Raw genomic sequence first — 25,813 nt, forward strand, 5'->3', positions numbered from 1 at the left:
CGTCGTCCCACCTCCGCACAGTTGAGTAGGGCTGTAAAAGCTGATGAAATCAGCGTAGTAGAGCCCACTCAACCACTGCGTCTTGCTCGACAATCCAAAAACAATTAAGAGGCTAGGACTTTTGTCCCAGCCTTTTGTTTTAGGTCCAAAAGAAATAAACTGAATTAGAAAGGTTGGATCAGATGTGACACTTATCCTATTTTAAAATACCCACTTTCATGGTAGACTAGAAGAAAGAAAACGTTCTCAAGGAGGTTGAGCATGAAACACAAATTATTGACCGCATCACTGACGATTCTTTCTACCTGCACACTAATGGCTTGTAGTCACACCACTCAAAAGGACACAGCAGCTTCTTCTACAAAAGAAAGTAGCAACAAAGTCGAAAAGCAAACAAGCAGCTCTTCGTCAAAGAATACTGCTTCTACAAAGAAAAACGCTTCCAGTCAAGAAACCAAGCGGATTGGAAATGCAGATTATGGATACATCGATATTCCAAGTAAATGGTTCAAGTTCACGGATATCGATGGGACAGAAGCTGTCCAGTATACGGATGGGAGCGGCTATAATATTGTCACCTTGAATAGCTTTACGCGGGAAAAGGCCAAAGTTCCTGCGGATATCGAGTTTAATGCAGAATTTTTAGCCAAGAAACTGGCTGTAATGTGGCAAGATAACCAGGATGTTGATAAGATGACGGGAGCGCGGACTAAAGTCGCAGGTCTGGATGCTTACCAGCTTCAAATTGTCATGAAATCTGGTCAATACCTGATTACCTGGATCTTCCAGAAGGGTGAAAAAGTTTATACCATTTCTTTTGAAGGGGATGCAGAAACCTTGAAAACCTTTATCCCATACATCGAAAACACTTGGAGCTTAGACGGAACGGGTGCCGTGACGGATTGATGAAGAGAGGCTAGAATCATTTCTAGTCTCTTTATGCTATAGAAATCGCACTTTCAAATCCTAGAAAATCATGGTAGACTAGAGGAAAGTAAATACATCATTGAGGAGAGAATATGAAAAATAAGTTCCTACTCGCGTCTGTTACGTTTTTGTCTGTTGTAAGCCTTTCTGCTTGTACTAGTCCAAAGAAAGAGTCTAGTAAATCATCGGCAGCATCTAGTTCCACGAATGTGGTGAGAGAGACAACAAATTCAAGTAGTAATGTAGAGAAAAAAATTCCAGATAGTGATAAGGGGAATGTGAAAACGAAACGAATTGGATCAGCAGATTATGGCTATGTCAATATTCCAAGTGACTGGAAAAAGAATGACAATATCCAAGTCGGAGATAATATTCAGTATACAGATAAAAACGCCTTCAATATTATTGTTTTAAATGCTGCCACTAGAGAAAAAGCAAATGTCCCTGAAGGAGTGGAATTTAATGCAGAGCTAATAGCTCAAAGATTGGAGAGTAGGTGGAATGATTATAAAATTGTTGAGAAAATGACAAAATCTACGACGACTGTTGGAGGAAATGAGTCGCTTAAAATACATATTTTTCTCAAGTCAGGCCTGCAGGTTGCTGGTTGGGTATTCCAAAAAGATGATAAGGTTTATTTGATTGTTGTTGAAGGATTTGAGAAAACAATAACTCAATTTACTCCTTATGTCGAAAACACTTGGAGCCTAGATGGAACAGGTGCCGTGACCGATTAATCAAGTGAGATAGATCGCAGGATCTATCTTTTTTCACGTTCTTTATGGTATAATCTTTCTATTGTTTAGAAGAGGAAATAGAGGATGACACAGGAAATTGATATTGAAAAATACCATCAGTTAGCTCTCCAAAAGCAAAAGGAGCACCGCAAGGTATTGGCAAATCTCAAGAAGAAGCCACCTAAGAATTTAGATAAAATAGCGCAAGAAATCCACGATGAAGTTTTCCAAGAAATCGATTGTACCGCTTGTGCCAATTGCTGCAAAACCTTAGGCCCCGATTTTAAGGAAGCTGATATCACGCGGATCGCCAAATATTTCAAGATGAAACTCCCTGCCTTTGAGGCAGAATTTCTTCAAGTTGACGAAGATGGGGACAAGGTTTTTAAATCCATGCCTTGCCCCTTTCTTGGTGGGGACAATCTCTGTTCCATCTATGATGTTCGCCCAAAAGCTTGTCGGGAATTCCCTCACACCGATCGTAAGAAGATTTATCAGATCAACCATCTGACTATCAAGAATACCCTCACTTGCCCAGCGGCTTATTTATTTGTAGAAAAATTGAAGGATCGTTTGTAATGGCATATACATTTTTACTTTTTGATTTGGACCATACCTTGTTGGACTTTGAATCTGCTGAAGAAACAGCCTTGACGCAGATGTTAGAAGACATGGATTTTCCAGATGTACAGGCCTTTAAGGATTACTACAAACCCATGAACCAAGGGCTCTGGAAGGATTTGGAGCAAAAGAAGTTAACCAAGCAAAAGCTAGTGGATAGTCGGTTTGCGATCGGGTTTGCCCACTTTGGGATTTCTGTTGATGGGGCTGAGATGGCTCTTCGCTATCAAGATTACATCAGTCTTCAAGGGCAGTCTTTCCCAGGTGCGGAGGACTTACTGGCCCGACTTGAAAAAGCGGGTTACCAGCTCTATGGTGCAACGAATGGAGTGACCGCCATTCAAGAAGGACGCTTGGCTCATTCTACAATTGCTTCTTATTTCAAAGAGGTCTTTATCTCTGAGCAGCTTCATACTCAGAAACCAGAACCTGCATTTTTTGACAAAGTTGGCCAACTGATTCCAGGTTTTAGCAAGGAAGAGACCCTTATGATCGGAGATTCCTTGACGGCGGATATCGCAGGAGGCCATGCTGCGGGGATTGATACCGTCTGGTATAATCCTGATCGTAAGGAAAATACCAGCCTGGTAGTACCGACTTATACCGTTAGCAACTATCAAGAAATCGCCGATTTACTGATAAAATAAAAAATTTTAAATACTGTCAAGTTTTTTTCTTGACAGCTCTATAAAATGTGTTATAATAGATCATGTGCTAAATAGCTTGTCTATTTCACCGAAAATTAAAATATAGAAAAGAGACTTATAAAAATGGCAGTTAAAATTCGTTTGACTCGTATGGGTTCTAAGAAAAAACCTTACTACCGTATTAACGTAGCAGATTCACGTTCACCACGTGATGGACGTTTCATCGAAACAGTTGGAACTTACAATCCACTTGTTGAAGAAAACCAAGTAACTTTGAAAGAAGACCGCGTTCTTGCATGGTTGGCTGATGGAGCTCAACCTTCAGATACAGTTCGCAACATCCTTTCAAAAGCTGGTGTGATGAAGAAATTCCACGATTCTAAATTCTCAAAATAATTTTTTAAGTAGGTTGATGTATGGATACGATTGAAAATCTCATTATTGCAATTGTGAAACCCTTGATTTCACAACCGGATGCCTTAACCATCAAGATCGAAGATACTCCTGAATTCTTGGAGTACCACCTTGACCTTGATCCTAGCGATGTTGGTCGTGTAATCGGTCGAAAAGGTCGCACCATTTCTGCGATAAGAACGATTGTCTACTCTGTCCCAACTGAAGATAAAAAAGTAAGAATCGTTATTGATGAAAAATAAAAAGGCGGGACTTAGTCCCGTTTTTTTGTTGGAAGGCTCAGTGAGCACCGTTGAGAATTGTTGCTGAACGTGATAAAATAGAGTGAATAAACTACACTGGAGAAATCATGAATTACTTTAATGTTGGGAAAATTGTCAATACCCAAGGCTTAGAAGGAGAGATGCGGGTCTTGTCTGTGACAGACTTTGCGGAAGAGCGTTTTAAAAAAGGAGCTGAGTTGGCTCTCTTTGATGAGAAGGATCAGTTCGTCCAAACAGTGACTATTGCTAGCCACCGTAAACACAAGAACTTCGACATCATCAAGTTTAAGGATATGTACCATATCAATGCCATCGAAAAATTCAAGGGCTTTAGCCTCAAGGTTGCGGAAGAAGACTTGACGGATTTGGATGAGGGCGAGTTTTATTACCATGAGATCATCGGCCTTGATGTTTACGAAAATGACCAACTAATCGGTCAAATCAAGGAAATCCTGCAACCAGGTGCCAATGATGTCTGGGTAGTCAAACGAAAAGGCAAACGAGACCTTCTCTTGCCTTATATCCCACCAGTGGTGCTCAATATCGATATTCCAGGAAACCGGGTCGATGTGGACATCTTAGAAGGGTTAGACGATGAAGATTGATATTTTAACCCTCTTTCCAGAGATGTTTTCTCCCCTTGAACATTCCATCGTCGGAAAGGCGCGTGAAAAAGGACTCCTTGAGATTAACTACCATAATTTTCGTGAAAATGCGGAGAAAGCGCGCCATGTGGATGATGAACCCTATGGGGGCGGGCAAGGCATGCTTCTACGAGCTCAACCGATTTTTGATGCCTTTGATGCGATTGAGAAAAAGAATCCGCGCGTGATCTTACTGGACCCTGCTGGTCGGACCTTTGATCAATCTTACGCAGAAGAGTTGGCTCAAGAAGATGAATTGATCTTTATCTGCGGTCACTATGAGGGCTACGATGAGCGGATCAAGACCTTGGTGACAGATGAGATTTCTCTTGGCGATTATGTCCTGACAGGTGGGGAACTTGCTGCCATGACCATGATTGATGCGACAGTCCGCTTGATTCCAGAAGTGATCGGCAAAGAGTCTAGCCACCAGGATGATAGTTTCTCTTCTGGACTTCTAGAATACCCTCAATACACACGGCCTTATGAATACAGAGGAATGACAGTTCCAGATGTTCTCATGAGTGGGCACCATGAAAATATCCGTCAATGGCGCCTTTATCAGAGTTTGAAAAAGACCTTGGAGCGTCGCCCTGACCTGCTAGAAAACTACGAATTGACAGCAGAAGAAGTGAAGATGTTGGAACAAATTAAACAAGAAGACTAACAGCGTCAGCTGTTTCAGATTGAAGACAAAGTCATATTAAAAACTTTCCTTAGGTGAGTACGGACGTCAGCGAACTTCTACGAAGTTCCATGACTAATTATTGAGCCTAAGGTCTCAATAATTCCGAGTGCCTGAAACGTTATTGTTTCAGGCACTTTTCTCACAGTGGAAAGTTTCGGTATTCCTCTGAATCGATATTAAAATTAAAACTCATTTTAATTTTTTTACAGAATCATTTAACTTATTTTACTTTAAAATAGTTTGTCTACATTCTATAACAGCCTTAGCTGTTTTTCTTTTGCCTCAAAATTTTATGAAAAAAACTTTTTAAACCTACTAGTTATTGGTAACAAAATGTGGTATGCTAGGGGGTAGAGAAACTTCAAGAAAATGATTCAGTTTTGGGGGTGAGTTTAATGGGAAAGAAATTAGGAAAATCGGTTTTTACGACAGGAGTTGCGGCGACAACGGTACTGTCTGGAATGTTTCATCATAAGGCTAGTGCGGAAGAAGTGAAGCAAAATGAAAATGCAGAAACCAATAGCACTGAGGTGGTTGAGAAGCCTATTACAGTCGATGAGTTGAAGCAAATTACAGCTCAAAAAGGCCAAGTGGTGAAAGATGTCCACTACCAAGAGCAAAAAGTGATCGATGCTCAAACGGAAGTTAAGGCGGCTGGACAAGAACTGGAAGAAAAGAAAGCAGAAGTGACGGATGCCGAAAACCTGATCGCAACGACTTCGAATGCACAAATTCAGAACGCAGAAAATGACGTTAAGGTGGCACAAGCCTATGTGACCATCGAAGAAAATAAGGTTCGAGAGGCAGAAGCTGCACATGATCAAGTTGTAGAGGCTGTTCGTCAACAGGAAAATCAGGTTACAGCTCAGGAATCTTTGGTCGATGTAGCACAAAATGAATTGAACCAAGCCAAAGCGCCAATTTCTAATGATGAGAATGTGCTAAACCAGGCCTTGTTGGAGCAAAGCCAAGTCGAGCAAAGTATTCGAGAATCTCAGAGTTATCTCGCGACCTTGCAAGCGAGTCAGCAGAATGGGGCTGATACAGTGGCTCAAATTGAGAGCGATATTCAACTGGCTCAAACGCGTCTGACAGATTTGAAAGCGGTCATCGCAACCAAGGAAGCAGAATTGGCAGCCTTAGAACAAGCAGCGGCCAATAGCCCTGTCCAGTTGAGTCAAGCAACCTACGAAGGCTACTTGCAACACTTGGCTGACAATGGCAATGAAGCTGCAGCAAGTGCTTTAGCCCTTTACAAGCGTGGTCGTGAAGAAGACGGCTTAACGGTTGGAGAGTCTGGATCCTTGCAAGCCAATCTTCGAGCTCTTGAAATTGCGGATGCCATTAATAGCTATCGTCGCAATGCAGGCTTGCCTGAATTGGAACTGGATCCTTATTCCCTTCCTGCCAGTCAAGTACAGTTGGAATACTTCAAGAAAGCCAACTGGCATATGTTTAAGTATTTGCCAAACGAAAACATCGCTTATGGCTTCTCACCTTCTGGTGCAGTAGACTTTTGGTACAATGAAAAAGCGGCTTATCAGGAAGTAGCGGCTCAATATGGTCTACCAACAGACGAAACTCAAATCGATGCCAACGATATCTATATGAAGATTGGTGCTGAGGCCTTTGCTAAGGTTGGTCACTACCTTCAAATGGTAGACAACAAAGCGACTGCTTTATCAGTGGCTTATGACCCAAGTAATGCCATGTCAGAAGCAGCTTTCTTACACAGCCCGGTCCATTCAGCAGTGTCAACCAGTGCACTCGCTTACCAATTGCGTCAGGGAGCTGGTGCAACGACGACAAGATCAGATGTGAAAGCCAAATCTGATGAAGTCGCTAATCTCAAGTTGGACAAGGCCAATCAAGAGTCACAAATCATTATCTTGCAAGGCAAGTTAGAAGATGCCCGCCATGCCAATTCAAATGTGGCAGTAGAGATGGCCAATGTCCAAAAGACCATCCAAAATTACAAGATTCTTCTCGTTAGCAAGGATCATGCAGTTGAAAAAGCAAAAGCGACTCTTGATGTATCTCGAGGTCGGATTGAAGCAGCTATCCAACCGAAAGAAGCAGCGCTTCAAAAAGCGAAAGATTTGTTAGCAGCTGCGCGTGAGAAATTAGATCTTTTAAAAGCAGAAGAAGCAGAAAAAGCCCAAGTCGTTCGAGAATCTCATGAGGGCTTGAAGGCAGCTCAAGAGCGCCTGGTTGCTGCTGAAAAACGTCTTTCTGACTTTAAAAATGCACCAGAATTATTGGTCAAAGCCCAATCTGTTTTATCAGCTGCGGTGGCTAATTTAGAGAATAAAAAAGAAAAATTGGAAGCAGAATTCACAACCCTTCAATCTTATCAAAGTGTCGTGGAACTGTTGAATTCCCAATATGAAGATCTAGCCTCACGGATAGATCCAGCTATTTTAGAAGCAGCAGATATGCCAATGAATATCCGCTCAAGCAATCCAACAACTTTCTCGGATAGACCAACGGTTCTTCCAACAACTACCAATAGTCCACAAGTGCAAGCACCAACAGCTACTCCAGCTCCAAAACAAGAAGCCAAAGTAGAAGAGATCAAACCCAAAAAAGAAAACAGCCAAGCTGTGGCAAGTACAGATTCTTCCAAATATGCAGTAGCAACAACAGGTGTTGCCGTTGGGTTACTTGCTGGATTGTTTGGTTTCAAGAAAAAGAAACAATCTTCAAAAAATGATTAAGACATACCGAAGATAGAATAGATGCTTAGACACTTTATTGCTTAAAATCTTCAAAGAAGATAGATGAGGGTGGGAAAAGAACTCTTTTAATAAAATGAGTTCTGTCCTGCTCTTTTTTTGTACACTTTTAGAATTTTTGAAGGAAAATGACAGAAAATGACAAAAAGTGTTGACATTTTTTGGAGATGGAGTATAATAGTCCTTGTAATCGATTGCAAAAGGAGGAGAAATGCTTAAGTCTGAACGAAAACAATTCATCCTCGAGAAGGTACTGAAGGAAAAATTTGTTTCCTTAGAAACCCTTGTACAAGAGCTAGGGACGTCTGAATCAACGGTTCGACGTGACTTGGATGAATTAGAAGCTGAAAGTAAACTTCGCCGGGTTCACGGCGGTGCGGAAAGCCTGCATTTTCTTCAAGAGGAAGAAAGCAACAAAGAAAAATCTATCAAAAACATTCAAGTTAAGTCAAAGATCGCTGTAAAAGCGGCGGAATTGATCAAAGATCATGATGTGATCTTTATCGATGCCGGGACGACCAATGAACTTTTGGTACAAGAAATTGTCAATCCAACGGTAACTGTGGTGACCAACTCGATTCACCATGCGACCAAGTTGGTCGAGCGAAATGTTCCAACGGTCATCATCGGTGGGAAGGTAAAATCTTCTACAGATGCTAGTATCGGAGGGATAGCGCTCAATCAGATCGGTCAGTTGAATTTTGACAAGGCCTTTCTTGGAATGAATGGAATCGACGATGAATTTTACAGCACTCCAGACCTGGAAGAAGGATCTGTCAAGCGTGCGATTATCGAAAATGCGAAAAAGACCTATATCCTAGCGGATGATTCGAAAATTGGGGTGACATCCTTTGTCAAAGTGGCTCCTATCAAGCGAGCCATGATTATCACCAATCAATGTGAACCGCAACGATTAAAGGTTTTAAAAGAAAAAACGGAGGTTATAGAGGTTTGATTTATACAGTTACACTGAATCCAGCAATTGACTATATTGTCCGTCTCGATCATGTAGAGACCGGAGCGGTCAATCGGATGGCTTCGGAAGATAAATTCGCCGGTGGTAAGGGAATCAATGTCAGTCGTGTCTTGAAACGTCTCGATATCGAGAACACAGCGACGGGATTTATCGGTGGTTTTACTGGACGCTTCATCGAAGACGTACTGACTAGCGAAGCCATTTCAACCAACTTTGTGACAGTAGACCAAGATACACGGATCAATGTCAAGATCAAAGCTGATGAGGAAACAGAGATCAATGGGAATGGCCCAGAAGTGACGGAAGCTCAGTTGCAAGAATTGCTCAACATCTTATCGAGCTTAACAGAAGATGATGTTGTAGTCTTTGCAGGATCTGCTCCATCTTCACTCGGCAATGCCGTTTACAAACAATTGATCGCAGCAACACGTGCGACAGGTGCGCAAGTGGTTTGTGACTTTGAAGGGCAAACCTTGATTGATTCCTTGGAGTTCAATCCCCAATTGGTCAAACCAAACAACCATGAGTTGGGAGATATCTTTGGCGTTACCTTGACGGAATTGCCAGAAATTGAACGCTACGCTAAAGAAATCTTGGCCAAAGGTGCACAAAACGTCATTATTTCCATGGCGGGTGATGGTGCTCTCCTCGTCAGTCCAAGCGGCACTTACTTCGCAAAACCAATCAAGGGTCAAGTGAAGAATTCTGTTGGTGCTGGAGATTCCATGGTTGCTGGCTTCACTGGGAAGCTCGCAACGACGGGAGACGTCATCGAAGCCTTCAAATGGGGCGTGGCTTGTGGAACAGCGACCACCTTCTCAGATGATTTGGCGACAGCGGACTATATTAAAGAAACTTATGAAAAAGTAGAGGTAGAAAAACTATGAAAATTCAAGACGTTTTAAATAAAAACGTGATGTTGTTTGACCTTCAAGCAACAGATAAAGAAGGCGTGATCAATGAGATGATCCAATCGCTCGTTGACAATGGTGTGGTGACAGATTTTGAAACTTTCAAAGCTGGGATTATGAACCGTGAAGCACAAACTTCAACTGGTTTGGGTGACGGAATTGCCATGCCACACAGCAAAAATGAAGCAGTCAAAGAAGCAACGGTCTTGTTTGCAAAATCAAACAAGGGTGTGGATTACGCATCTCTTGATGGTCAACCAACAGACTTGTTCTTCATGATTGCAGCTCCAGAAGGAGCAAACGATACTCACTTGGCAGCCCTTGCTGAATTGTCTAAGTACTTGATGAAACCAGGATTTGCGGACAAACTTCGCCAAGCAAGCACTCCTGATCAAGTCATTGCAGCCTTTGATGCAGAAGAGCAAGAAGCTGCCGCTGAAGAAGCGAAAAAAGCAGAAACGGTCAAAGAAGCAGCTTCATCTGACAAACCTCTCATCGTTGCCGTTACAGCATGTACAACAGGGATCGCCCACACTTATATGGCAGAAGAAGCCCTCATCAAAAAAGGGGAAGAAATGGGTGTCACAGTCCGCGTTGAAACCAACGGGGCATCTGGTGTCGGCAACCGCTTGACAGCTGAAGAAATCGCAAAAGCTGAAGGGGTTATCATTGCAGCAGATAAAGCAGTTGAAACTGCTCGTTTCGATGGTAAAAAATTGATCTCTAAACCAGTCGCAGCCGGTATCCGTCAGACAGAAGAATTGATCCAAACCATCTTGGATGGCAAAGCAGATGTCTTCCACGCTGAAAATGCTGCACAAGCTAGCGCTAGCCAAGAAAAATTGAGCTTGGGTGGAGCCTTCTACAAACACTTGATGAGTGGGGTTTCTCAAATGCTTCCATTCGTTATCGGTGGTGGTATCTTGATCGCCCTTGCCTTCTTGATTGACCAAGTTATGGGTGTACCTCAAGATCAATTGTCTAGTCTTGGTTCTTATCATGTATTAGCAGCACAATTTAAAACAATTGGTGGAGTAGCCTTTGGCTTCATGCTTCCTGTACTTGCAGGTTACATTGGATTCTCAATCGCTGAAAAACCTGGTTTTGTAGCAGGGTTTATCGCTGGATCTATTGCTAGCTCAGGTTCAGCATTTGGAAATATCGCCTACGGTGCTGCTAAAGGTGAATTACCAGCAGCCGTATCATCAGGTTTCCTTGGAGCTTTGGTAGGTGGTTTCCTTGCAGGTGGAATTGTTCTCTTACTTCGCAAAGCCCTTGCAGGTCTTCCACGTTCACTCGATGGTATCCGCTCTATCCTTCTCTTGCCATTACTTGGTGTTGGTTTGACAGGATTCTTGATGTTCCTCATCAATATTCCAATGGCTGCTATCAATACTGGTCTTAACAACTTCCTATCAAGCTTGTCAGGTAGCTCAGCTGTCCTTCTTGGACTTCTCGTCGGCGGTATGATGGCTGTCGATATGGGTGGACCAGTTAACAAAGCCGCTTATGTCTTCGCTACAGGTACACTTGCTGAATCTGTTGCTTCAGGTGGTTCTATTGTTATGGCAGCTGTTATGGCAGCTGGTATGGTTCCTCCATTGGCAGTATTCGTAGCAACTGTATTGTTTAAAGATAAATTCACACAAGAAGAACGCGATTCAGGTTTGACAAACATCGTTATGGGTCTTTCCTTCATCACAGAAGGTGCCATTCCATTCGGTGCAGCTGACCCAGCTCGTGCCATCCCTAGCTTCATTGCTGGTTCAGCATTGACAGGTGCCCTTGTTGGTCTTGCAGGCTTGAAACTCATGGCTCCTCACGGAGGAATCTTCGTTATCGCTCTTACATCAAATCCACTTCTATACATCTTGTTCGTATTGATCGGTGCAGTCGTAAGTGGTATCTTGTTCGGATTGCTTCGCAAACCTAAAAACTAAATATGACTAAAAGAGGCTGGGCAAAAATCGTCCAGCCTTTGAAGTCTTATAAAAATAAATATATGACGCAGTGGTTGATTGGCATCTTTGTTCACTTTATAAGCTCCAAAGATGACCTAATCAACTGTGCGGGGGTGGGAATACGAACTCTTTTAATTAGTCAGAGTTCTTTCCCACTCCCTTTTTTATTGCTAAAAACACCAACTAGTGATGAAGTTGCTTATCTCTATAGATTTCGATATGATAGTAGAAAGCATTTTTCTTGGAGGATCAATGAGAAAAAAGAAGAAAGTTCTCATATTGGGATTTACAGCAATTACTTTATCAGGAATGGCCATTATCGGTTCTCAACATCCAAACTTGTTTTCAATTAATAGTCATCAAGTAAAGCAAGCCAGTTCAAAGGAACAACAGTTAGAAAATGTAAAGAAGCATGCGAAAGAAATTGAAGATTTTGTAAAATCGTTAAGTCCTAAAGTTGAATCTGTCCAGATTGCTTGGGATGAAACAAAATGGGAAGAAGTAGGAAATGGTACTCCTCAGAGCGGCGGTCAAGTTCTTCGAGTTTTTGGAGGCTTTAACCATATCCAAAATTCAAGCTGGAGTGTTTTGGTTTATTTAAAAGACACTAAGAACGGTGATACAGGCTCTATTGAAGGAATTGGTAGCGGTGGTCCACTTCGTGTAGGAGGCGAATATTTTGACGAATAGATCTCTAAAAAACTTTTGCAATGGATTAGATTTTTAGTAGAAAAGGGAAAGGGATAAATGAAAAAGAAAATTATTATTGTTGTTTCGTTAGTTCTAGTAATTGCAGTCGCTGTTTTTGGACTTTTTGCCTATCAACATCAGCAAAAAATAGAAAAAGCCAAGCAGGAGCGTGATAAATATAAGAACTATGATTACTACACAGGTCAATGGGAAATTGATTCTTATAAATTCTTGGATGATGGACGAGGTGTTGTGGTTCATTGGAAATCCCTAACTCCTGAAGAAGATAAGCTATTTGCAAAGTACAATCCAGATTTAAGTGAAAAGTATTTAGGTGTACATGGGGCATCTAATGAACGCTATATTATTCGTCAGAATATAAAAAAATTAAAGAATATACCAACAATGTCTTTTCCAAAAGATGATTCTGAAGGTTATTTCAAACTTTCAATCTATAAAATACAAAATCACACCTTAAAAAAAGAAGATCTAGACCTTTATCGTTTTGTAAAAAAATATAATAAGACTTATAAGCCAGCAGAAATTGAAGCGATTGTAGAAAAAGATGGGAAAAATTATCTACCTATCAAATCTTATCTAACTACTGAAGAAAAAACTATTAGTAAATATCTTTGGCTAAATCTAGAGACAAAGCAAATTGAGTGGGAAGATACGAAAATGCAACGAAATAATCGTCAAGATATTTTTGTAGATTTAGGTAAATTAAAAGATAGAATTTCAGAAACTACGGATAATCTTAGTACGACAACTGGGGTTGATAGCATAAATCAAAATATGCTATCCTTTAGAATAAATGTATTAAATAACAGTGTACTGGAGTCAAAAGATCCAAAAGCCTATCAATTATTAAGTAAAAAGGACTCTCAGTTTTATATTCTGATTGATTCCAAACTAGACTATGATACTGTTTACGGAAATGTCCAACAGTTTATTGAGCTTTACCAACTCTTCGTTCCCGCTAATACGAATCTCTATGAAGGAATTACAATTCCGGCAGAATTGAGTACGGATGGACAAGTCCATCAAGTGAATACCAAGGATGAGTTTGACAGATATTATGATGTGGACAAAGATAATGAGCTGAGCAAGCAACGTCAGGTTTTGGTCGAGCAGTAGTAGTTTAAAGAAAGGTCCGGAAATCGTGGCTTTTTCTTTTCCGACATAAATATCATCTAGTCATGTTGTTGCAATCTATTCATATTTCGATACAATTATTATAACTTGTCCTTATCAAGGAGGATGAAGCATGAAAAAAGGTAAACTGGCAATTCTTTTAGCCACTGCTACTGTAATTGCAGGGGGTGTGATTATCGCTAGTCAAAAACAAAACATCTTTTTAAATGGCACTCAATCAAGAAAGCAATTTAGCGCTAGAGAGAAGCAACTGGCTTATTTAAAGGAACATGAAAAAGAAATAGCTGATTTTGTAAAATCGTTGAGCCCGAAAGTTGATAGCGTCCAGTTTGATTGGGAGAGTATGGAAGTTGGTCAGGTAGGCAATGGAACACCTCAAGGTGGTAGCTATATGTTAACCCTTAGAGGAAAGGTGAATCAGAATGAACAAACAAAATTCATGGTTGGTTTTTCTTTAGATAATGCTACCAGCACACCAAAGGAATTTGGTATTTATGAGATGCAACCCATAAGAATTTATAGGGATGGCGGTTGGTATTATTATGACTAATCGTCATTCAAAAGTCTTTATCTTGTTTTTTCGATCCTTACAAAAGAGTTAGCGAAGAATTGAGCAAAACAAGTTAAAGACTGGCCAAACTTCCCCTGCCTTTTCTTCTTGTACTAGTGAAAAAATCCCCTCATTCGGCGTTGGTATCTTGAGCTGAATTATGATATAATAAGCCTATCGCATATTTTTAGGAGAATAAAAATGGATATTCAACGTGAAAAAGAATTTGTCAGCCAATACCACTATGATGCTCGTAATTTTGAGTGGGAAAAAGAAAATGGCATCCCTGAAACAAAAGTAGATGTAAACTTTCAATTGATCAATCGTGATCAAGAACAAAACACGACTTCTTTGATTGTGATCTTGAGCTACATGATCGTTTTTGACGGTTTTGTGATTAGTGGAACTATCACTCAAATCAACCACTTGTTTGGTCGTTATGTCAATGAACCAAGTGAATTCAGCAAAGACGAAGTGGAAGAATTGGCTCGCCCTTGCTTGAATATGCTCAACCGTTTGACTTACGAAGTCACAGAAATTGCCCTCGATTTACCGGGTATTAATTTGGAGTTTTAATCAATGAAATTAGCAGTGATCACGGATTCGTCTGCCTATTTACCGCAAGACGTGCTCCATCACGACGACTTATTTATTTTAGAGATCCCGATCTATATCGATGGGGAGTCTTATGTTGAAGGGAAGAACCTGACACACGATGAGTTCTACCAAAAGATGGCTGCGTCTAAGGAATTGCCAAAGACTAGCCAGCCGAGTGTTGCAGAGTTAGAAGAAGTCTTATCTGGTTTGACAGCTAAGGGCTATACGCATGCTATCGGTCTTTTCTTGTCATCTGGTATTTCTGGTTTCTACCAAAATATCCAATATTTGAAGGACGAATTTGAAGGCTTGACCGTTGAATTTCCGGATTCAAAAATCACCAGTGCTCCTCTAGGGATGATGGCAGAAGACTGCTTGAAATGGGCTGGTGAAGGCCGTTCCTTTGATGAGATTGTTGCCAATGTCCAACACCAGATTGATGGAACTTCTGCCTATATCATGGTGGATGATTTGAACCACTTGGTTAAAGGTGGCCGTCTGTCAAATGGGGCTGCTATTCTTGGGAACCTCTTGAGCATCAAGCCTATTCTTCATTTTAATGATGAAGGTGTGATTGAGGTCTTTGAGAAAGTCCGGACGGAAAAGAAAGCCATGAAACGCTTGGTAGAGATTGTTGTATCAGATATTGCAGATGGTCATTACCAAGTTTTTGTCATCCATGCCAATGTTCCTGAAAAAGCAGAGGCACTTCGCCAACTACTCATCGAAGAAGGAGTGGAAGGTGACATTCCTTTTGCTACCTTTGGAGGGGTTATCGGGACGCACTTAGGTGACCATAGCTTAGCAGTTGGGTATATCCCTATCGTTTAAGGAGAATTCTATGTCAATTAAAGTCATTATCGCAGGTTTCAAGGGAAGAATGGGACAAGCAGCCTACAAGATGGTTTCTGAAGATCCTGAGCTAGAATTAGCCGGCTTGATCGATCCATTTACTGATGAGACAGAGGTTGCAGGAGTCCCTGTCTTTAACCGCAAAGAAGATGTTGTGGGTCTAGAGGCAGATGTTTGGGTCGACTTTACCATGCCCAAGGTCGCTTACGAGAATACTCGCTTTGCAATTGAGAATGGCTTTGCGCCTGTTGTGGGAACGACTGGATTCACTCCTGAGCAGATCCAAGAATTGACAGACCTTTCACGTGAACAGAGCTTGGGTGGCTTGATCGCGCCGAACTTTGCTATTGGAGCTGTGCTCTTGATGCAATTTGCAGCGCAAGCTGCCAAGTATTTCCCAAATGTGGAAATCATCGAACTGCACCATGATAAGAAAAAAGATGCACCGAGTGGAACAGCGATTAAGACAGCTGAGCTGATCTCTGAGAAGCGCGAGAAAATCCAGCAAGGTGCAGCAGATGAAGAAGAGTTGATGCCTGGAGCAAGAGGGGCGGATTTTGAAGGGATGCGCATCCATTCGGTTCGATTGCCTGGCCTAGTGGCTCACCAAGAAGTGATTTTTGGTAGCCAAGGCGAAGGCTTGACTCTCCGTCATGATTCCTATGATCGTGGTTCCTTCATGACAGGAGTAAATCTAGGGATTAAAGAAGTTGTCAAGCGTCATGAGCTTGTTTATGGTTTGGAACACTTACTATGAGATTAGAAAAGATGCCTTCTGAGTTTCAGGAGGCTTTACCAATATTAGAGAAGATTAAAGCAGCTGGTTTTGAGGCCTATTTTGTGGGAGGATCTGTCCGAGATGCTCTCTTAGATCGTCCGATTCACGATGTCGATATCGCTTCCTCCTCCTATCCAGAGGAAACCAAGGCGATTTTTGATCGAACAGTAGATATCGGTATCGAACACGGGACCGTCTTGGTTCTTGAAAATGGTCAAGAATATGAAATTACGACCTTCCGGACAGAGGATGTCTATGTCGATTATCGCCGTCCAAGCTCCGTGTCTTTTGTCCGCTCACTAGAAGAAGACCTCAAACGCCGCGATTTCACCGTCAATGCCTTTGCCTTAAATGAAAAAGGAGAGATTGTTGACCTTTTTCAAGGGTTAGCAGATTTAGAAAACAAAGTTCTTCGGGCGGTTGGGCTTCCTCGTGAACGCTTTCATGAAGATGCGCTCCGCATCATGCGAGGCTTTCGTTTTCAAGCCAGTCTTGGCTTTGAATTAGAAGACGCAACCTTTGATGCTATGAAGGAGTGTGCTCCTTTGCTAGAGAAGATCTCTGTTGAGCGCACTTTCATCGAGTTTGATAAGCTCTTACTTTCTCCATACTGGAGACAAGGCTTGGAGGCCATGCTTGCAAGCAAAGCCTATAACTATCTACCAGAAATGAAGGATCGCAAAGAAGCACTTGAGCGTTTGTTTGACATAGAGTTAGAATTTACTTTTTCAACTTCTGAGCAGGCTTGGGCGGCTCTGGTTTTAGCACTAGACATCCAAGACATTCCAAAATTCTTTAAAAAATGGAAGACCTCAAGAGACTTTGCCAAGACGGTGGAGCAGATCGTGGAGATTCTTAAGCTCCGAGAAAAAGGAAGTCTAGACAAGCGTGCCTGCTACAAGTATGAGAAGCCTTTGTTGCTACTAGCTGAAGAGCTCCGTGAAGCGTATGCCTTGAGTGTGGATTATATGGCCATCGAGCGCGTCTATGATAGCTTGACCATTCATGATAAGCATGAAGTGGTGGTCAATGGCGGTATGCTGATCAAAGACTACGGCTTTCAACCAGGTCCAGCCTTGGGAGAGATTTTGACAAAAATTGAATATGCCATTGTCGATGGGGAACTGGCCAATGAGAAAGAGGCCATCATCGCCTATATCCAGCAAGCAAAAGAGGAGGAAAAATGAGCGATTTTATTGTCGATAAATTAACCAAATCTGTCGGAGATAAGACCGTCTTTCGTGAGATTTCCTTTATCATTCACGACTTGGATCGGATCGGATTGATCGGGGTCAATGGGACTGGAAAAACCACGCTGTTAGATGTATTGTCAGGTCGCTCTGGCTTTGATGGAGATGTGAGTCCTTTTTCTGCCAAGAGTGATTATACGATTGGCTACTTGACGCAGGAACCTGATTTTGATGATCAAAAGACGGTTCTGGATACGGTGCTATCTAGTGATTTACGTGAAATGCAGCTCATTCGTGATTATGAATACTTGATGGCGGATTACCGAGAAGAGAATCAAGCCCGTCTTGAAAAGGTCATGGCGGAGATGGATTCGCTCAATGCTTGGGAAATCGAGAGTCAGGTCAAGACAGTCCTTTCCAAACTTGGGATTGAAGATTTGAATGCCAAAGTTGGGGATCTATCTGGGGGCTTGCGTCGTCGGGTGCAATTGGCACAAGTTTTGCTGTCTCATCACGACCTGCTATTACTCGATGAGCCAACCAACCACCTGGACATTGATACCATCGAATGGTTGACTAATTTCTTGAAGAATTCTAAGAAAACGGTGCTTTTCATTACCCACGATCGCTATTTCTTGGATAATATCTCGACACGGATCTTTGAGTTGGATCGAGCTAGCTTGATCGAGTATCAAGGCAATTACCAGGATTATGTCCGCTTAAAGGCTGAGCAAGATGAGCGTGATGCAGCACTTCTTCATAAGAAGCAGCAACTCTATAAGCAGGAGTTAACCTGGATGCGGCGGCAACCCCAGGCGCGTGCGACCAAGCAACAGGCGCGGATCAATCGATTCCATGATCTCAAGCAAGACTTGTCTGGTCAAAGCAACCAGACGGATTTGGAGATGAACTTTGAGACTAGCAGGATCGGAAAGAAAGTCATCGAGTTTAAAGATGTGAGTTTTGCTTTTGAAAACAAGCCGATTTTACAGGACTTTAACCTTTTGGTGCAAAATAAGGACCGCATCGGGATCGTTGGGGATAATGGTGTCGGCAAGTCCACCTTACTCAATTTGATCGCTGAGCGACTCCATCCTCAGTCAGGGCAAGTCATCATCGGAGAAACCGTGCGGGTGGCTTATTTCTCTCAACAGATCGATGGGTTGGATGAGAGCAAGCGCGTGATTAATTTCCTCCAGGAAGTTGCTGAAGAAGTGAAGACGACCGTTGGAACGACATCGATTGCAGATCTCTTGGAGCAATTTCTCTTCCCACGTTCTATGCACGGAACCTTGATCGAAAAACTCTCCGGTGGGGAGAAGAAGCGCCTCTTTCTCTTAAAACTCTTGATTGAAAAACCCAATGTACTTCTCCTCGATGAGCCAACCAATGACTTGGATATCGCAACCTTGACGGTTTTGGAAAACTTCCTTCAATACTTTGGAGGTCCCGTTATTACCGTTAGCCACGACCGCTATTTCTTGGACAAGGTGGCAAGCAAGATCCTGGCTTTTGAAAATGGGGGCATTCGGGAGTTCTTTGGCAATTATACGGATTACCTGGATGAAAAAGCCTTTGAAGCTGCTCAAGTAACGGCCAGTCACAAGGTTGAAAAAGAGAAACCAGTTAAGCCAAAAGAAGAGAAGAAGCGCATGAGCTACATGGAGAAGCAAGAGTGGGCGAGCATTGAAGCAGATATCGAAGCCATTGAAAATCGGATTGCAGAGATTGAAGTGGAGATGAATGAAAACGGCTCTGACTTTGGCAAATTGTCAGCCCTTCAAAAGGAATTGGATCAGGAAAATGAGCGACTGCTTGAGAAATACGATCGCTATGAATACCTGAGTGAATTAGATGAATAAGGAGGCCCTATGAATCAATTAAACCGGATATCCCTTGGGATTTCAGCTACTATTTTTACCATTATCGGTATTGTCTTGTTTATCAATCCAATTGAGCACATTGGCTCGTTTAGCTGGTTGATATCTTGTGGCTTCTTTTTAATCTCCCTTTCGCGTTTTTCACGCTATTACCGATTGCGTCAAGCTGGTATCATTCAGCAGCAACAGCTCTTTCACAGTATGGTCGCCTTGGTTTTTGCGGTCTACTTACTGCTCTATGGCTATAAGACCTTGCCGATTGTCTTTCCAGTTACCTTAGGAATTTGGCTCATCTACCGTTCGATTTTAAACTTCCGAAAAGCCAATTTCTACTCGAGGAAGGTTGAGGAACTGTCCAAGCGTTATATTTTCTTTGCCTTGCTACAGCTCTTCATCGGCTTATTCTTAATCGTTAGTCCGCTTTCGATTAGCGTCTTTCTATTAAATATTATTGGCTTGATTTTCCTCATTTTAGGATTTCAATCCTTTAGTCTCTTGTTAAAAAGTTAAGAAAAGTTACGTGCAAACCTTTGCGTTTGATAAAAAGTCTGATATAATAGATCTGTAAGTGTTTACAAGTTTGAAAGGAGTTACAGATGTCTAAAAAAATTATTGGGATTGACCTTGGGGGAACTTCAATTAAGTTTGCCATCCTCACTTTGGATGGGGAAGTTCAAGAAAAATGGTCTATTAAAACAAATATCTTGGATGAAGGTAGCCATATCGTAGAAGATATGATCGAATCCATCGCGCATCGCTTAAAGATGCTTGAGCTTGATGCTTCTGAGTTCCAAGGAATTGGAATGGGTTCGCCTGGTGTCGTTGACCGTGAAAAAGGTACAGTTATTGGTGCCTACAACTTGAACTGGAAGACCCTTCAACCAGTCAAAGAAAAGATCGAAAGTGCCCTTCATATTCCATTCTTTATCGACAATGATGCCAACGTTGCTGCTTTGGGTGAACGTTGGAAAGGGGCTGGTGAAAACCAACCGGATGTAGTCTTCATGACCCTTGGTACAGGTGTTGGCGGTGGTATCGTCGCTGAAGGTCGTCTCTTGCACGGTGTGCGTGGAGCTGCTGGGGAACTTGGTCACATCACGGTTGACTTTGATGATCCAATCCAATGTACCTGTGGTAAAAAAGGCTGTCTTGAAACGGTTGCCTCAGCAACTGGGATCGTTAACCTCACTCGTCGTTACGCCGATGAGTACGAAGGGGACTCTCAATTGAAAGTCTTGATCGACAACGGTGAAGAAGTGACAGCTAAAACAGTCTTTGATCTAGCAAAAGAAGGCGATGCTCTTGCATTGATCGTCTACAGAAACTTCTCACGCTACCTTGGACTTGCTGCAGCCAATATTGGTTCAACCTTGAACCCATCTAAGATCGTTATCGGTGGTGGGGTATCTGCGGCTGGAGACTTCCTCTTGGATGGCGTGCGCAAGGTCTTTGAAGAAAACTCATTCCCACAAGTACGTGAATCAACCCAATTGGCGCTTGCTACTTTGGGAAATGACGCCGGTGTAATCGGTGCTGCATTCCTTGTATTACAATAAGATGAAATGGAGATCTGGCTCGTGCTGGGATCTCCTTTTTTTCTGTCTCCTGTGATATAATGAAGACAAAACTGGATTCAAGGAGAGTATATGACAAAAGCAGATACAATTTTTAAAGAAAACATTCGAAAAATCATGGAAGAAGGGGTCTGGTCTGAGCAGGCGCGTCCTAAGTACAAGGATGGTAGAACAGCCAACTCCAAGTACATCACGGGAGCCTTTATGGAATTCGACCTTGCAAAAGGCGAGTTCCCTATCACGACCCTTCGTCCCATCGCGATTAAATCAGCTATCAAAGAGATGCTCTGGATTTACCAGGATCAGTCGAATAGCTTAGACCTTTTAGAAGACAAGTACAATGTCCATTATTGGAATGACTGGGAAGTGGGAGATAGCCGGACGATTGGACAACGTTACGGAGCAGTGGTCAAGAAGCATGATATTACGAATAAGATCCTCAAGCAATTAGAAGCCAATCCTTGGAATCGCCGCAATATTATTTCCCTCTGGGATTATGATGCCTTTGAGGAGACCGACGGACTCTTGCCATGTGCTTTTCAGACCATGTTTGACGTACGGCGCGTGGATGGGGAGATCTATCTAGATGCGACCCTGACCCAGCGTTCAAATGATATGTTGGTAGCCCACCATATCAATGCCATGCAATATGTAGCTCTTCAAATGATGATCGCCAAGCACTTTGGCTGGAAGGTCGGAAAGTTCTTTTACTTCATTAATAACCTTCATATTTATGATAATCAATTTGAACAGGCTGAAGAGTTACTTCGTCGGGAGCCTTCAGATTGTCAGCCACACTTGGTTTTGAATGTACCAGATGGAACCAATTTCTTTGACATCAAACCAGAAGATTTTGAACTGGTCGATTACGATCCAGTGAAGCCACAATTGAAGTTCGATCTTGCCATTTAGTAATAAATCAAGGTTTTTTGATGCCTTGATCAATTGGTAAAATCCTTTTAGAATTAAAACAATTTTAGCTAAAAATTTTTACTCATTTTTGAGTTAAAATGTTTTGAAAATCGTTCGGATTTTGTTAAAATAGATAAAGTTTGTAAAAACTAAACAATTTTAAAAAGAATGTTAATTTATAGATAAATATGGAGGTCCATTAGATGGGGAAAGACTTATTTAATGATCGTATTAGCAGATTCTCAATTCGTAAACTGAATGTGGGGGTTTGCTCAGTACTATTGGGAACACTTGTTATGGTTGGGACAGCCGCAAGTGCAGCCGCAGAAGAAAAGAAAGATACAACAAATGAAAGTGTAGCGGCGGTTGCAACAGCGTCAGAAGCGCCCGCAACTTCAACAGCCACAGCAACTTCAGCAGCATCAACTGCTGAAACGACATCGACTTATGATGCAAACGCAGCAATCACTGCACCAGAGACTTCAACTGCTGCAGCAACATCAACAGCACCTGCTTCAACTAGTGAAGCAAGTAGCACAAGTACAGCAGCTTCAGCAACATCAACTGCTGCAGCTACATCAACTGCTGCGGCAACACCAAGCCTAGAAGCAGTTACGCCAGAAAATAAGGCCACAGAAGTAACTTCAACAAGTACTGATAAGGGCACTCAACTAGTAGCTGGTGTGCCAGCATCGAGTGAAACATCTGCAGTTACACCTGAAACTTCAGGTAAACGCCGTAGCCGTCGTTCTGTAGGTGATCCAAACGATCCAAACCTCATCGGAGATGATGTCCAAGATGCCACTTCAACTCCTAAAGAAGCAAAACCAGGCTTTACAACAAATGTAAAAGCCTCAGACCTTGCTAGTCAAATCTCTTGGTTAGACTTTGGCGATACAGCCAACTGGACTGGGACTACGACAGCATCAAAAGGTGAACTTGCTCTCCAAGTCGGTGCGACCTACACCAAAGAAATCATGCCAGGCTATGTGGTCACCATCAAAGTCAAATCTTTAAAACCTTTCCAAGCGACAGAAATCTACAAAAAGCGCTTGGAAGACCGCGGAGCGACGGCTGCTGAAAAAGCGACCTATGACCCCAATGCCAGAAATGGTTATGTGAATAACGTTGGTGGTAATGCGACACAGGCGAGAGCAGCTTTTAATGCTGGTGAAGAAGCCAAAGTTATTGCCGAACCTCAAAGCCAATGGACAGAAATACGAAAAGAAGGCATTAATACTGGGGATAAAAAGAAGACAACCATCAGTGCCGAGTTTGATGGGGGTAATATTGGGGTTCAGTTTGAAGTATCTGCTACCTTCCGTGGAAAAGTGGTCAAACCTGCCATTGTCATGGCAGATGGTGAATCCGCTAACCCAGGTGAATTGGTAATGTTCACCACCAACGGAGAAGGATGGCAACAAATTGGTGAGTGGTATAAAAACGGAAAAACATGGACTAGAACGTTTATTCCACAAGATACAGACAATTTATTTGGTCCAAAACCTACCACAAATATAAATGGAATAAATTTTTATACGGTCAACCTTACCCAACTTCGAGGTTCAACTCAAGCAGGTCCAGATAAAAAAGCTGTTGCTTGGAAGTACTTTGGAAGTGCCGATTTAACAACTGGAGGTCTCGGAACAGGGGTCTTCGGGCCAAATATTTCTGCAAGTGATGTTGCTGTTCCTCTTGTTATGACCAAAGGGGCTTCTGAAATCGGTCTTTACATCGCTTCAGGTGGTAAACAGTCTGCTATGCTAGGATTCTTCCCACTTGATGAAGGAGATGCGCCTGAATCATACGGTAAGGCGATTCATTCGATCGCAACTGTAGATGGAATTACTGGTAAGAAAGTGAACCAACCTTATCTCGGCCACTTGAGTCCTGATATGGATGAAAACAATACCCTTGATTGGACGGGTGATGACAAGGCGACCACTGCTGATGAAGGCATCGACCAATTACTTCCAAATGATCTCAAAGGAAAAACTAATGAGCTGATCAAGATGGACCGGACACGTCCAGGTAATTACACCATTTCAGTGGAAGCTCATACGGGTGGAGCAGCAAAAGCTAACATCTATGGTTGGATAGATTTCAACCAAAACGGAACCTTCGATGAAGATGAACGGTCTGATTTAACAACCATTACTCAAGATGGAACGGCTACGTTAAGCTTTACAAAGAGTAAAACCTATATTGATCCTAGTGTTAAGGAATTAGGGGTACGGTTACGAATTGCTAAGGATGCTGCTCAAATCGAGAGTCCGACAGGAATGGCCTTTTCAGGGGAAGTTGAGGACTTCAAGACTCAAATCACCCACCCACCTAAAGGGGAATTCAAAGAAACAACTGGTCTTCAAGGGGCGAAGCAAACTGCAACTGTAGCCTTTACCGCTCGTGGTTTGCAAGGCTATAGCCTAACTGAGCCAGCAAAAATTGATGAAACAGTAGCTCCACAAATGATAGATAACCGTACAGGGCAAGTCGTTACACCTGGCGCAGATGGCTACTATGCTGTAGCTGGTCAAGGGAAGTACAAGATCACTCCAAACGGAACTTCTGTGGATGTTGAGTTCATTCCTGAAGATCACTTCCTTGGAACAGCGGATGGTATCTCTATTCGTCGTACAGACAGCAATGGCTACGATACGGGTTGGTCAACAAAATTCCCAGCCGATGAAGCCAATGTCGATACTGCCATCAATACCATGGACGGTCTATACATCCCAACAGTTACACCAACGGAAATTGAAGGGGTAGATAAGACTTCATCAGATGTCCAAGGTGCGACTCAAACCGGTACACCAACCTTTAACACAACGACAACAAATGCTAATGGCGAAAAGATCTCTGTCACTCCTAGTCTTACATACCCTGCAAAATTGGTGGACCCAGCGACTGGTCAAGTAACCAATGCAACCTCTGTAACAGTAGCAGGCGAAGGAACATACAGCATTGATGATGCTACTGGTAAAGTAACCTTTGTTCCAGAACCAGGATTCACAGGTACAGCTCAAGGTGTTACCGTATCCGTAACAGCACCTGTCGGAAGAGATAAAGACGGTACCGTCCGTGATGAATACCTTAAGACAGCAACCGCTAAGTACACACCAACTGTAACACCTATCACAGTGACTCCTACAGACAAGGTTTCTGAGGATGTTCAAAATGTTCCTCAAACTCAAACACCAACATTTGATTTGAGTAACGACAAGACTGCTGAAATCACTAGCAAGAAATTGGTGGATCCAGCAACTGGTCAACCGACTGACGAAACAACGGTGACAGTAGCAGGGGAAGGTACATATACAATCGATCCAACTACAGGAGCGGTGACCTTCACACCTGAAAAAGACTTCGTTGGTACTGCAACTGGTGTGACAGTTCAAGCGACTGCAACGATTACCAATGCGAACGGTAAGACAGCAACCATCACATCTGATGCAACTTACACACCAACTGTTGTAGCGGCTGTTCCAACAGCAAACCCTGCAACTTCAAAAGATATCCAAGGTGCGACTCAAACAGGTACACCAACCTTTGTAGGAAAAACTGTTCAAGTAAATGGTGAAGATAAAGCTATTACCATTAAAGACAATAGCTACACATTGCTCGATAAAGATGGTAACGAAGTTTCAACGACACCAGCTTATGCTGCTGATGGTACGACTGAAATCGGTACTTACTCAATCGATCCTACAACTGGACAAGTAACCTTCACACCGACTGATAAATCTTACACTGGTGCAGTGACACCAGCCAAGGTTCAAGCTGAAAGCTCAAACGGTATCAAGGTGGACACAACTTACACACCTGAAATCGTTCCTGTAACACCGACAGCAACCCCAGTTGAAACAGAAGATATCCAAGGTGCTACTCAAACAGGTAAACCTGAATTCAAGGGTGGAATAGTAACCATTGATGGGGTTGAGAAGACAGTAGCCATCAATGAAAATGTTCCAGCAACTTTCGAAGATGGTTCAACAACCAAGACTGTAGACGGTGTAGGTACTTTCACAGTAGCTGCAGATGGAACCGTAACCTTCGTTCCTGAGAAATCATTTGTCGGAACTGCGCCAGCTGTAACGGTTGTTCGTGAAGA

At 42.4% G+C, this 25,813-nt stretch carries 24 protein-coding genes; all 24 read left to right on the top strand.

Going from position 1 to position 25,813, the window contains the following annotated elements; genetic code table 11:
- Nucleotides 1-261 precede the first annotated feature (261 nt).
- A complete protein-coding gene (locus tag PCY11_RS10665) occupies nt 262-906 on the top strand; it encodes a hypothetical protein (protein WP_049474531.1) in 645 nt (214 codons plus the stop codon).
- 113 nt (nt 907-1,019) lie between these two features.
- A complete protein-coding gene (locus PCY11_RS10670) occupies nt 1,020-1,664 on the top strand; it encodes a hypothetical protein (protein ID WP_049474528.1) in 645 nt (214 codons plus the stop codon).
- A gap of 84 nt (nt 1,665-1,748) precedes the next feature.
- Entirely contained in the window at nt 1,749-2,243 is a 495-nt protein-coding gene (locus PCY11_RS10675; protein ID WP_003001664.1) for a YkgJ family cysteine cluster protein, read from the top strand.
- Nucleotides 2,243-2,932, top strand: a complete 690-nt coding sequence (locus PCY11_RS10680) for a YjjG family noncanonical pyrimidine nucleotidase (protein ID WP_049483623.1) — start codon at nt 2,243-2,245, stop codon at nt 2,930-2,932. The genes PCY11_RS10675 and PCY11_RS10680 overlap by 1 nt, the downstream gene beginning before the upstream one ends.
- 123 nt (nt 2,933-3,055) lie before the next feature.
- Nucleotides 3,056-3,328 (top strand): 30S ribosomal protein S16, encoded by a 273-nt coding sequence (gene rpsP / locus PCY11_RS10685; protein ID WP_003007475.1) that lies wholly within the window; start codon nt 3,056-3,058, stop codon nt 3,326-3,328.
- 20 nt (nt 3,329-3,348) lie between these two features.
- A complete protein-coding gene (kphA, locus tag PCY11_RS10690) occupies nt 3,349-3,588 on the top strand; it encodes an RNA-binding protein KphA (protein WP_003001620.1) in 240 nt (79 codons plus the stop codon).
- 107 nt (nt 3,589-3,695) lie between these two features.
- Nucleotides 3,696-4,214 carry a ribosome maturation factor RimM gene (rimM, locus tag PCY11_RS10695; RefSeq protein ID WP_301362756.1) on the top strand — a complete coding sequence of 173 codons (519 nt, stop codon included), beginning with the start codon at nt 3,696-3,698 and terminating at the stop codon, nt 4,212-4,214.
- On the top strand, nt 4,204-4,920 hold the full coding sequence (gene trmD / locus PCY11_RS10700) for a tRNA (guanosine(37)-N1)-methyltransferase TrmD (RefSeq protein WP_049493041.1): 717 nt from the start codon (nt 4,204-4,206) through the stop codon (nt 4,918-4,920). Before rimM ends, trmD begins: the two co-directional genes overlap by 11 nt.
- Before the next feature lie 416 nt (nt 4,921-5,336).
- A complete protein-coding gene (locus PCY11_RS10705; RefSeq protein ID WP_301362757.1) occupies nt 5,337-7,658 on the top strand; it encodes a CAP domain-containing protein in 2,322 nt (773 codons plus the stop codon).
- 229 nt (nt 7,659-7,887) lie between these two features.
- The gene (locus tag PCY11_RS10710; RefSeq protein WP_003001800.1) at nt 7,888-8,631 is read left to right on the top strand and encodes a DeoR/GlpR family DNA-binding transcription regulator; all 744 of its coding nucleotides are present in this window, start codon (nt 7,888-7,890) and stop codon (nt 8,629-8,631) included.
- On the top strand, nt 8,628-9,539 hold the full coding sequence (pfkB, locus tag PCY11_RS10715) for a 1-phosphofructokinase (RefSeq protein WP_301362758.1): 912 nt from the start codon (nt 8,628-8,630) through the stop codon (nt 9,537-9,539). Before PCY11_RS10710 ends, pfkB begins: the two co-directional genes overlap by 4 nt.
- Nucleotides 9,536-11,503, top strand: a complete 1,968-nt coding sequence (locus tag PCY11_RS10720; RefSeq protein ID WP_301362759.1) for a fructose-specific PTS transporter subunit EIIC — start codon at nt 9,536-9,538, stop codon at nt 11,501-11,503. The genes pfkB and PCY11_RS10720 overlap by 4 nt, the downstream gene beginning before the upstream one ends.
- A 273-nt stretch (nt 11,504-11,776) precedes the next feature.
- Nucleotides 11,777-12,214, top strand: coding sequence for a hypothetical protein (locus tag PCY11_RS10725; RefSeq protein ID WP_301362760.1), 438 nt, complete (start codon nt 11,777-11,779; stop codon nt 12,212-12,214).
- Between the two features lie 57 nt (nt 12,215-12,271).
- Nucleotides 12,272-13,351 carry a hypothetical protein gene (locus tag PCY11_RS10730; RefSeq protein ID WP_024055937.1) on the top strand — a complete coding sequence of 360 codons (1,080 nt, stop codon included), beginning with the start codon at nt 12,272-12,274 and terminating at the stop codon, nt 13,349-13,351.
- Between the two features lie 130 nt (nt 13,352-13,481).
- A complete protein-coding gene (locus PCY11_RS10735; protein WP_301362761.1) occupies nt 13,482-13,919 on the top strand; it encodes a hypothetical protein in 438 nt (145 codons plus the stop codon).
- Between the two features lie 201 nt (nt 13,920-14,120).
- The gene (locus PCY11_RS10740) at nt 14,121-14,495 is read left to right on the top strand and encodes a DUF1149 family protein (RefSeq protein WP_003001888.1); all 375 of its coding nucleotides are present in this window, start codon (nt 14,121-14,123) and stop codon (nt 14,493-14,495) included.
- A gap of 3 nt (nt 14,496-14,498) precedes the next feature.
- A complete protein-coding gene (locus PCY11_RS10745; RefSeq protein WP_070588949.1) occupies nt 14,499-15,347 on the top strand; it encodes a DegV family protein in 849 nt (282 codons plus the stop codon).
- 10 nt (nt 15,348-15,357) lie between these two features.
- On the top strand, nt 15,358-16,125 hold the full coding sequence (gene dapB / locus PCY11_RS10750; protein WP_301362762.1) for a 4-hydroxy-tetrahydrodipicolinate reductase: 768 nt from the start codon (nt 15,358-15,360) through the stop codon (nt 16,123-16,125).
- Nucleotides 16,122-17,333, top strand: coding sequence for a CCA tRNA nucleotidyltransferase (locus PCY11_RS10755; protein ID WP_301362763.1), 1,212 nt, complete (start codon nt 16,122-16,124; stop codon nt 17,331-17,333). The genes dapB and PCY11_RS10755 overlap by 4 nt, the downstream gene beginning before the upstream one ends.
- Nucleotides 17,330-19,198: an ABC-F family ATP-binding cassette domain-containing protein gene (locus PCY11_RS10760; protein ID WP_301362764.1), complete on the top strand. Its 1,869-nt coding sequence runs from the start codon at nt 17,330-17,332 to the stop codon at nt 19,196-19,198. Before PCY11_RS10755 ends, PCY11_RS10760 begins: the two co-directional genes overlap by 4 nt.
- Nucleotides 19,199-19,207: 9 nt before the next feature.
- Nucleotides 19,208-19,726 (top strand): hypothetical protein, encoded by a 519-nt coding sequence (locus PCY11_RS10765; protein WP_024055631.1) that lies wholly within the window; start codon nt 19,208-19,210, stop codon nt 19,724-19,726.
- Between the two features lie 86 nt (nt 19,727-19,812).
- Nucleotides 19,813-20,772, top strand: coding sequence for an ROK family glucokinase (locus PCY11_RS10770; protein WP_301362765.1), 960 nt, complete (start codon nt 19,813-19,815; stop codon nt 20,770-20,772).
- 90 nt (nt 20,773-20,862) lie between these two features.
- A complete protein-coding gene (locus tag PCY11_RS10775) occupies nt 20,863-21,702 on the top strand; it encodes a thymidylate synthase (protein WP_049507824.1) in 840 nt (279 codons plus the stop codon).
- Nucleotides 21,703-21,905: 203 nt separating this feature from the next.
- Nucleotides 21,906-25,813, top strand: a 3,908-nt coding sequence (locus tag PCY11_RS10780; RefSeq protein ID WP_301362766.1) for a CshA/CshB family fibrillar adhesin-related protein, incomplete at its 3' end; no start/stop codon positions are given.

Origin of the sequence: Streptococcus sp. SP8 (genome assembly GCF_030440045.1) — a bacterium.
Taxonomy (GTDB): Bacteria; Bacillota; Bacilli; order Lactobacillales; family Streptococcaceae; genus Streptococcus; species Streptococcus parasanguinis_I.